Source organism: Methylobacterium goesingense, assembly GCF_022179225.1.
Lineage (GTDB): Bacteria > Pseudomonadota > Alphaproteobacteria > Rhizobiales > Beijerinckiaceae > Methylobacterium > Methylobacterium goesingense.
This window is the reverse complement of record NZ_BPQL01000090.1, coordinates 1-9,416: the sequence shown is the minus strand read 5'-3', so window position 1 is coordinate 9,416 and position 9,416 is coordinate 1. Positions and strand designations below refer to the sequence as shown.

Annotated in this window: 9 protein-coding genes and 1 pseudogene; 5 read left to right on the top strand and 5 right to left on the bottom strand. The window is 66.8% G+C overall.

Annotated elements, in window-relative coordinates; genetic code table 11:
• Window positions 1–235: 235 nt before the first annotated feature.
• The 5 genes from MFF30_RS16810 (at window position 236) to MFF30_RS16790 (ending at window position 5,709) form a co-directional block, all read left to right on the top strand.
• Window positions 236–1,021, top strand: coding sequence for an ABC transporter ATP-binding protein (locus tag MFF30_RS16810; protein WP_238280634.1), 786 nt, complete (start codon window positions 236–238; stop codon window positions 1,019–1,021).
• A gap of 284 nt (window positions 1,022–1,305) precedes the next feature.
• Entirely contained in the window at window positions 1,306–1,941 is a 636-nt protein-coding gene (locus MFF30_RS16805; protein ID WP_238280633.1) for an ABC transporter permease, read from the top strand.
• A 115-nt stretch (window positions 1,942–2,056) separates the two neighbouring features.
• A complete protein-coding gene (locus tag MFF30_RS16800) occupies window positions 2,057–3,031 on the top strand; it encodes an ABC transporter substrate-binding protein (RefSeq protein ID WP_238280632.1) in 975 nt (324 codons plus the stop codon).
• 69 nt (window positions 3,032–3,100) lie between these two features.
• Window positions 3,101–4,417 carry an amidase gene (locus MFF30_RS16795; RefSeq protein ID WP_238280631.1) on the top strand — a complete coding sequence of 439 codons (1,317 nt, stop codon included), beginning with the start codon at window positions 3,101–3,103 and terminating at the stop codon, window positions 4,415–4,417.
• A 35-nt stretch (window positions 4,418–4,452) separates the two neighbouring features.
• On the top strand, window positions 4,453–5,709 hold the full coding sequence (locus tag MFF30_RS16790) for an amidase (RefSeq protein ID WP_238280630.1): 1,257 nt from the start codon (window positions 4,453–4,455) through the stop codon (window positions 5,707–5,709).
• 239 nt (window positions 5,710–5,948) lie between these two features.
• Here MFF30_RS16790 and MFF30_RS26220 read toward each other — a convergent pair whose 3' ends face one another.
• The 5 genes and pseudogenes from MFF30_RS26220 to gluP all read right to left on the bottom strand — a co-directional run.
• Window positions 5,949–6,209, bottom strand: coding sequence for a glycosyltransferase (locus MFF30_RS26220; protein ID WP_354466302.1), 261 nt, complete (start codon window positions 6,207–6,209; stop codon window positions 5,949–5,951).
• Complete coding sequence (locus MFF30_RS16780) at window positions 6,170–6,520, bottom strand: glycosyltransferase (protein WP_238280628.1); 351 nt, start codon at window positions 6,518–6,520, stop codon at window positions 6,170–6,172. The genes MFF30_RS26220 and MFF30_RS16780 overlap by 40 nt, the downstream gene beginning before the upstream one ends.
• Before the next feature lie 172 nt (window positions 6,521–6,692).
• Complete coding sequence (locus MFF30_RS16775; RefSeq protein ID WP_238280627.1) at window positions 6,693–6,956, bottom strand: hypothetical protein; 264 nt, start codon at window positions 6,954–6,956, stop codon at window positions 6,693–6,695.
• 411 nt (window positions 6,957–7,367) lie between these two features.
• Complete coding sequence (locus tag MFF30_RS16770; protein ID WP_238280626.1) at window positions 7,368–8,234, bottom strand: SMP-30/gluconolactonase/LRE family protein; 867 nt, start codon at window positions 8,232–8,234, stop codon at window positions 7,368–7,370.
• Between the two features lie 38 nt (window positions 8,235–8,272).
• Window positions 8,273–9,391: pseudogene (gene gluP / locus MFF30_RS16765) on the bottom strand (glucose/galactose MFS transporter); the annotation flags it as partial.
• Window positions 9,392–9,416 lie beyond the last annotated feature (25 nt).

Sequence of the window (9,416 nt, the reverse complement as noted above, 5' to 3'; positions counted from 1 at the left end):
TCGAAGCGGTCGGTTCGGGAGGTGTCCGCGGCCATCGCCCAGGGGCATGTCAACGTCGATATCGGCGGCCGCTTCCGGCTCGATGACATCGTGGAGGCTCACGTCGCGGCGGAGGAGCACCGCTTTGGCGGCGCCCTCCTCATCGCTCCTCAAGCGGTCGCCCCATCAGTCTTGTGTATCCAAAATTATGCTGGCCTGAAGTTTGCTGGGGTCGCCCCGCACACACGGAGGGTTCATGACGGCTCCTGGGGTCCAACTCAGCCTGGACGGTATCCGCAAATCCTTTCCCGGCAAGGGCGGGCCAGTGCCGGTGCTTGATGGGCTCAGCTTCGATATCTACGAGCGCGACTTCGTCAGCATCATCGGCCCGAGTGGTTGCGGCAAGACGACGGTGTTCAACGTCATCGCCGGACTTCTCGAGCCCGATAGCGGCACAATGACGTTTCGCGGCGAGGTGGTGCCGGGGCTGCAGGGCCGGGTCGGCTACATGATGCAGAAGGACCTGCTGTTCCCCTGGCGGACGGTCCTGCAGAACGTGATGCTCGGCCTGGAGATGAAGGGCGTCGACCGCGCCCAGGCTCTCGACACGGCTCGCGAATACCTCTCGACCTTCGGCCTGTCGGGCTTCGAGAATGCCTACCCGAAGATGTTGTCCGGCGGCATGCGGCAGCGCACCGCCCTGATCCGGACCCTGATCATGGATCCCGATATCCTGCTCTTGGATGAACCCTTCTCGGCCCTCGACTACCAGACGCGTCTCTACCTCGAAGGCGTTCTCCTCGACGCCGTGGAGACCTTCCACAAGACCGTCGTGCTGGTGACGCATGATATCGACGAGGCCGTCGCCCTGTCCAAGCGCGTCGTCGTTCTGGGCAATCGCCCCACCAAGGTGAAATCCGTTCACGAGATCGGGCTCGATGCCCGTTCGCCGATCGGTGCGCGCAGCGATCCGCGTTTCTCCGACTATTTTCAAACCCTGTGTGGCGAACTCGAGATCCAGACCCGTCAGAGGGCAGCCTGATGGCGACGCACACCTTGAAAACGTCGGAAGCCTTGAAGACGTCCCAAAGCCTCAAGTCCGCGTCGCCAGCCTCGGCCCGGCCCACCCGGCAACCCGTTGCTCGGCCCCGCGCGAAGCCGGGTGCATTTGCCCGGGCGGCCGACACGACACTCGGGCGCGGCATCATTCAGCTGCTGGCGGTTGCGGTGTTCTTTCTTGCGTGGGAGGTCGCGGTCCGAGCCGGCTGGCTCACAGAGTTTCTGGTCGGCGCACCGTCAGGCATTTGGCGGGTCTTTCTCGCCTCGATGGCGGACGGATCGCTGCCGGTCGATACCTGGTACACCGTGATCGAAGCGATCATCGGGTTCTTGATCGGCACGCTCCTGGGGTCGCTGGCCGGCCTCGGCCTCTGGTACTCGGCCTTCGTAGCGCGGCTCGTCGAACCCTTCATCGTGGCGATCAACTCGGTGCCGAAGATCGCACTGGCCCCGATCGTCATCCTTTGGTTCGGCACGGGTTTCGTCTCGAAGGTGGCGCTCGCGGTCTCGCTGACGGCTCTCGTCGCCCTCATCGCCGCCTATCAGGCCGCGCGCGACGCCGACCCCGACCTGCAGGCCCTTCTGGCCTCGATGGGCGCCTCGAAGAACCGCATCTTCAAGAGCGTGATCGTGCCCTCCACTCTGCCGGCCATCATCGGGATGTTTCGCATCAACATCGGCTTTGCCCTCGTGGGCGCGGTGGTCGGCGAGTTCATCTCGTCCCAGCGCGGCCTCGGGCACCTGATCTACTCGGCCTCGAGCCTCTACGACCTGAATACGGTCTGGGTCGGATTGTTCGTGCTGATGTTCGTGGGCTTCCTCCTCTACCACGTCATCGATTTCGCCGAGCGTCGCATCCTGCCTTGGCGGCAGATCACCACCGCCGGCCAGGTGCAGGTCTGATCTCCCCACGCGTCGACGGGTTCGCCGGCATCAGCCGCAACGCGTGATGCGCGCTGGAACACCGGCTTTCCAACCTCCCGCAGACTCGGGACTTCCTCAAAAAAGGGCATCACGGATGATTCGTTCCAAACGCCTGCGTCTCTCAGCCTCCGTGGCGGCAATTCTGGGGTTCGCCAGCCTCGTGGCGCCGGCCCGCGCGGCGGACAAGGTCACGATCTCGCAGGCCTTCCAGTCGATGCTCTACCTGCCCTTCTACGTTGCCATGGATGGCGGATTCTTCGCCGGCGAAGGGGTCGAAGTGACCAAGGAAACGGCGGGCGCCCCCGCCGTGGCCCTCTCGGCGGTGATCTCGAAGAGCGCGCAGTACTCGATCCACGGCCCCGAATGGACCGCTATCGCCGCCTCGAAGGGCGCGCCGGTGAACGTCGTGGCGAATGTGGTCAACGGAGCCGCGGTGTGGATCGCCACGACCCCGGACGTGATCTTCAACGATGTGAAGGACCTGAAGGGTCAGAAGATCGTCACCGGGCTGATGCCGACCACCAGCACCTCACTGTTCCTGAAGCTCCTCAAGGAGAACGGCCTCAAACCCGAGGACGTGGAGATGACCCAGGTCCAGCTCGGCTCCGAGCCGGGGCCGCTCCTTGCCGGCCAGGCCAAGATCGCGGTCATGTACGAGCCCGGTCTCGACCAGGTGGTGGCCAAGGGGATGAAGGTCGTACTGGGCTTTCCGGAGCGCTACGGCGCCTACGCCTTCTCGTCCGTGAGCGCCCGCAAGGACGTGGATCCTGCCATCACTCAGAAGGTCGTGACCGGCATGCAGAAAGCGATCCGCTTCATGCACGCCGAGCCTGAGAAGACGATTGCCATCGCCAAGAAGCAGTTCCCGAACCTCGACCCCGCCGTCGTCGAAGCCGCGGTGAAGCGCATGATGCGGGAGAAGGTCTATCCTGACAGTGTCGACATCACCGCCGAGGCCTTGAAGACCGGAATGGAGACGCAGGTCGCGCTGGGTAATCTCTCGGCTTTGCCCGACTACGCCACCTTCGTGCGTCGCGACTTCATCGAGAAGAGCCTCGCGGCGAACTGAGGCCGCGCCCCTCCGAACGCCGCGCAGATGCAGCGCGGTGTTCGGCTCCGCAAGACAACGGACCCCTCGATGCTCAACCACCTCGGCCTCGTCGACGCCTTACGAGCGTTCCGCGATGGACACGTGTCGCCCGGAGATTACCTCACGGCCAGCCATGATGCAGCCCGGGCGCACTCGGATCTTGCCGCCTTCACCGTCCTCGCGACGGATCTCGCACCGGGAGTGGGCGCCTGGGAGGGCATCCCCGTCGGGGTGAAGGACATTATCGCCACCGCCGACCTGCCGACCACGAACGGCTCACCCGTCTATGCCGACCACGTGCCCGCCACGGATGCCTGGATCGTTGCCCGCTTGAAGGCCCTCGGCGCCTCGGTTCTCGGCAAGACGGTGTCCACCGAGTTCGCCTGGCGCCACCCGGGACCGACGCACAATCCCTGGAAGCGTGGACACACGCCGGGCGGCTCGTCGAGCGGCTCGGCCGCCTCCGTCGCAGCCGGGATCGTGCCCCTTGCGCTCGGCACACAGACTTTCGGATCGGTGATCCGGCCGGCCGCCTATTGTGGGGTCGTCGGCGTGAAGCCGAGTTACGGCGCCATCCCACGCGTCGGTGTTCACCCTCTGGCCCCCTCCCTCGACCATGTCGGCCTGTTCACCCGCTCGGTGACGGATGCTGCCTTCGCCCTGGCGCATCTGATCGGCCGAGACGAGGCGGACCCGCACGGCCGCCCGCTGCCGGACTTTTCCGTCGACCTCGACATGGCTCTGGCGCCCCGTGAAGCGCCGCGCCTCGCGCTGGTTCGGACCACGATCTGGGACAGGGCCGAACCGGAGCAGCGCACAATGCTCGAGGCGACGGCAGCGGATTTTCAAGCGGCCGGAGCCCATGTGTCCGACTTCGTGCTCCCGGCTGCCTTCGAAGGCTTGTGGGACTGCGCGCGCACCATCCTCGCCGTCGAGGCGAGCGCCCGCTTCGGAACGCTGGTCGAGCGTTTCCCCGACCGGACGAGCCAGCCGCTGAAGGATCTCGTCGCGGAAGGGGCGCAGATCGCGGCCGTGGCCTACGTGGAAGCCCTCCGGCATCAGGCCGATCTGCGGGTGGACTTCGATACGGTGCTGTCGGGCTACGATGCGGTCCTGACCCTGCCCGCCTCCGGCCCTGCCCCGGAAGGGCTGGCCTCAACCGGCGATCCTGCCTTCTGCGTACCCTGGACCTGCCTCGGCGTTCCGGCCGTCGCGCTTCCGGCTGGGGAAAGCCAAGGGCTTCCGCTCGGTATCCAGCTTGTGGGCACCTACCGCAACGATCTCGCGTTGCTCCGCACGGCGCGTTGGTGCGAAAGCGTTTTGGCCCGCCCGATCCCCTTTCCCACCCTCTGCCCCGCCTCCTAAAGACGCGCACATCGCAATCATCGGAACGCTGACTCATGCTTTCGCTCCTGTCGCTGCGTAAGCAGATCGATGCCGGCTCGCTCACGCCGCGCGAGGCCATTGCTCTCTCCGAGGCCGCGATCGCCGAGCGCGAGCAGGACATCCGCGCCCTGGTCAGCCGCGATCTCGATCCGGTCGTGCCGGAGCGAGGCCCCCTCGCGGGCATTGCGGTGGGCGTGAAGGACATCCTCGACACGGCCCACCTGCCGACGCAGATGGGCTCGCCGATCTACGACGGCTGGCGCCCACGCGCCGATGCGGCCGCCGTGGCGCGCCTGAAGCGCCTGGGCGCGGTGCCGCTGGCCAAGACCACCACGACGGCCTTCGCTTTCCTGGACCCGACGCAAACCCGCAATCCGCGCCACCCTGGCCATACGCCGGGCGGTTCGTCGGCGGGTTCGGCCGCCGCTGTATCAGCAGGGATGCTGCCGCTGGCGCTGGGCACTCAGACCGGTGGCTCAGTGATCCGCCCGGCCGCCTATTGCGGTGTCGTTGGGATGAAACCTTCCTTTGGGCTGCTGCCCACGGTGGGTATGAAGTGCTTCTCTTGGACGCTCGACACGCTGGGCCTGTTCACCGCGGGCGTCGCCGATGCAGCCCACGCCCTTGCGCTGATGACGGGGCGTCCCAGCCTTGACCTTCCCACCACCGAGCCGGGTACGCCGCGTATCGGTGTCGTCCTGCAGGATTTCTGTGCCACTGCGGAGCCCGAGGCGCTGGATGCCCTTGAGCGCGTGCGTACCGCGACCGAAGCTGCCGGAGCCCGTCTGCGCGATTTGGTCCTGCCGGCGGTCTTCGCCGAAGCCTTCGGGCTTCACGGCACGATCCAGGATTTCGAGGCGGCCCAGGCGCTGGATTGGGAATACACCAGCCATCGCGCGGACCTTGGCCCCCTCCTGGGGGCGCATCTCGATGCCGCGCAAGGTGTGTCGCCCAAGTCCTATGACGCGTCCTTGAAGGTGGCGGATCGCGCCCGGCAGCAATTGGCCGATCTGTTTGCAGAGCACGACCTGGACGTGATCCTGACTCTCTCGGCGCCCGGCCCAGCGCCAGAAGGCTATGCAAGCACGGGCGATTCTCGGTTCAACCGCCTGTGGACGCTGATGGGTGTTCCTTGTGTGACCGTGCCGGTGGGAAGCACCCCGGCTGGGCTGCCGCTCGGCGTGCAGATCATTGCGCGCCTTGGCGACGATGCCCGGGCCCTCACAGCGGCGCGCTTCGTCGAAACGCTGATGGGTGAGCGCCATTGCTGATGCGAGCGAGCCCGGTAAGCTTGTAAAACGGCACTGAGGACGACCGCCTTCGTGCTTCGCGAAAAGGGACTGCGACGGCGAGGTTGGGTCGACATCTGTCGGGTCACGTCGCACTGCCCGCGCGAGGCGACCGGCCCCGCGCGTTCCCGGCGATCGCTTGGCAGCAGTCCCACGCCCTCGGACATGGCCTCGACCAGGGTGCAGGCATCGGCGATACCGTCCTGTTGCGCGCAGTGTCGTCATGCGTCCGCGCAGTTCCGGCGGATCTCCGGATCGGTCATCATCCGCGATCGCATCCAGACGCCTCGACTGGTGAATGCCCGCCGGGAGAGGTCGAAACCGAGACCGCGCTTCGCGATGCGCGCGGCATCGTCATGTTGATCGAAGCCATTCGGCACCACCATCTGGGGTATCCCGGCATCGAAGGCCCCGAAGCATGTCCCGATTCTACCAGGGTGGATCAGAGCGCCGGCATCGGGCAGCAAGGCACCGAACGGCACGCTGCGGCAGCCAGTCGGGCAGGGGCGGCGCGAACCAGGGGGACCGTCAGGCCGAGCCGGTCGGGTGACGGCAGCCAATCCGAGAGATTGCGGATCGGCACGCAGGTCCTCGTACGCCGGGCCGAGCCGATGGCACGGAAGATCAGACCGCTCGCCTCGATCTGCACACGGTGTTTTGGAGTCGTGGCGAATGTGACATCGTGGTCGCGCCCGAGCAACGTCTTGCCGATATCAAGAAACGGGATGATGTCTCCCAGGCTGCCGAGGTTCGATATCAGGATACGACACTTGGACGCGTGAAAAAGACTCATGCGCGCGATCCGGCCTTGCGGGCTGGTTTGACGTTGTGTCGGCGGCATTCGAGCACACGGACCGGTCCGGGCCATCAGAACCTGTGACCTTGAATCGGTGTCGCGCCGGCCTCGTCGATCAGGGTCAAGCACGCCCCTGGGCCATAATGGCGACGAACGGATGGCCGCACGTTCAGCGGCACTGCTGATCGAGGAGCCCCGCGATGTCGAGCCCTCCGAACGACATGCCGGGCTTGAACGGCGGACCAGGAAGAATCCGGACACGACCAATCTCGCTGAAAAGTTCGAGGGGCTGTTTCACGCTCCACGATCCGTCCGGGTTGTGTGTGAATCGGGAGCAGTCCAGTTCCGCCTGACCCGTCGGCTGTTGCGCATGCGCCGAACTCGCGACGAGCATCAAGGCGTAGAAGCCGGACAGGGTGGATCGCGACAGCATGGGCATGTCCTCAAGCGGAATGCGAGGATTTAGGAGTCCAGTCCGCAAAAACCAGCCAGGAACTTCGCTCGCGACACCTCGAGCGGCAGGCAGGGCGGTACGCTCGCCCTCAGGCGCCAGACCAGTCGCCTCGCACCACCCCTGGCGGTGATTGCGTCACGCCCAACCGACGGACCTTTTCGGGAAGCTCTGATCGCTGCCTCTACAGCCGACATGGGTCGATTTCAAAAGGCCCGTTTCCGGAATGCTTCCGCGCGAAGGTGATCTGCACTTCGGTGGACCTGCTCGTCTTCACAGTTCCGCCCCTCCCGTCAGGAGCTCAAAACCGGAAACCTCGCACTGGGGCCGGACCAAAGCGATGGGGGGACGTCACGCAGGTTCGAGGAGCCCCGGTCGACGCCGATCATGCCCTCACCCCGCGAAGGCGCGCGGCGGCAGGCCGCGCGTGCCGGGATCGAGGACGAACAGTGCCCCGGCCGCCGGCTCGTGGCCACAGTCCAATGCGGCCGAGGTGAGGTAGAGTCGGTCGAGGTCCGGACCGGCGAAGGTGCAACTCGTGATGTTCGTCGCCGGCAATGCGATCGACCGGAGCAGCGTCCCATACGGGTCGAACCGGCTGATCCGGCCGCCGCCCCAGTGCGCGATCCAGAGGCAGCCCTCCGCATCGGTGGTCATCCCGTCGGGATAGCCCCACGCTTCGGGGAAGCACAGGAAGCTCCGCTTGCCCGAAAGCGCCCCGTCCGCGTCGACGTCGAAGGCGAAGACCGTCCGCGCGGCGCTGTCGGTGTGGTAGAGGGTGCGGCCGTCGAGGCTGAAGGTCGGGCCGTTGGCGACGCCGTAGCCGCGGTCGTGGCAGCGCCAGGTCAGGTCGGGATCGAGGCGGTGCAGGGCGCCCGTCTCCGCCGCGTCGGCGCAGTGCTTGCTCCCGGCCCAGATCCGTCCGGCGAGATCCACCTTGGCGTCGTTCAGCCGATTGTCCGGATGCTCGGGCTCCGGGTCGCCGAGGCGCTCCAGGCGTCCGGTTTCCAGATCGAAGAAGGCGAAGCCGCTCTTCAGACCGACCACGAAGTCGGATCGGTTCGCACGCGGGATGATCCAGCCGACCGGCTCGGGGAAGCCGTGGCTGCCGCTGCGGCCGCTCGCAACGTCGAGCCAGCGGATCGCGGGCGCCTCAATATCGACCCAGAACAGGCGCCCGCGCTCCGGCACCCAGACCGGCCCCTCGCCGAGTTGGTCCCGCTCCGGACGATCCACAATCTCCACCGGCACCGTCTCCATCCGAACCGTCCTCCCTCTGCCATCCCCGAAAAGCCGCGTCAGGGCGTCGCGGTATGGCCGACGAGCGGGATCATCGCGGCATCCTCGGCCCGTGCCTTCGTCCGGCAGCCCCAGAGGGCGTAGAAGAGGACGTAGAGTTCGCAGGCCGCGGTCAGTAGGAAGGAGTGCTGCACCCCGTACCGATCTGCGATCCAACCCTGCACCACGACGAGGGCGCCACCCGCGATCGCCATGATCAGCAGGCCCGATCCCCGCTCGGTCAGCGGCCCGAGGCCGCGGATGCCGAGGGTGAAGATCGTTGGGAACATGATCGCGTGGAACAGGCCGACAGAGATCAGTGACCACATCGCGAGCGGGCCGGTGGCGAAACTCGTCACCAGCATGACCACGCAGGCGCCGATCGCGGCGCCGGCCAGCGCCGTCTCGGCGGGAACGCGGCGCATGACCCAGGCTCCGGCGAAGCGGCCGACCATCATCCCACCCCAGAGCAGGAAAAGGTAGTGCGCGGCCTCGGCATGGGTGAGATCGCCGATCGCGGGCTGCGAGACGAAGCTGATGAACAGGTTCGAGACCCCGATCTCGGCGATGAGGTAGATGAAGATCGCCGGTACCCCGAAGGCGAGGTTGCGGTGGCGCCAGAGCGGTCGCGCGGCGCGCCCGGCCGGGGCGGCGCCCCGCGCGGCGCCCATGGCCGGCAGCGAGGCGCGCGCGATGACGATGGCGAGCACCACCAGGGTCGCGGACACGATCAGGTAGGGCAGTTGCACCGCCTGCGCGTCGGCGAGCCGTTCGACCGCGCTGAGAGGCGCGGCGTCGCCTTGGACGTTGCCCGAAGTCGAGCGCCCGAGGATGAGATAGCCGCCGAACAGCGGCGCCAGCGTCGTGCCGAACGCGTTGAAGGCCTGGACGAGGTTGAGCCGCGCGGAGGCGCTCTTCGGCGGGCCGACCGCGGCGACGTAGGGGTTGGCCGCGACCTGGAGCAGCGTGATGCCGCAGGCGATCACGAACAGGGCCACCAGGACAATATTGTAGGAGGGAAAGCGCGCCGCGGCGACCATCCCGAGCGTACCGGCGGCCATGATGCCGAGCCCGATCACCAGCGCCCGCTGGTAGCCGACCCGCGCGATCAGCCGCGCGGCCGGCAAGGACGCAACGAAATACGCGAGTGTCCGTCGTCAGATG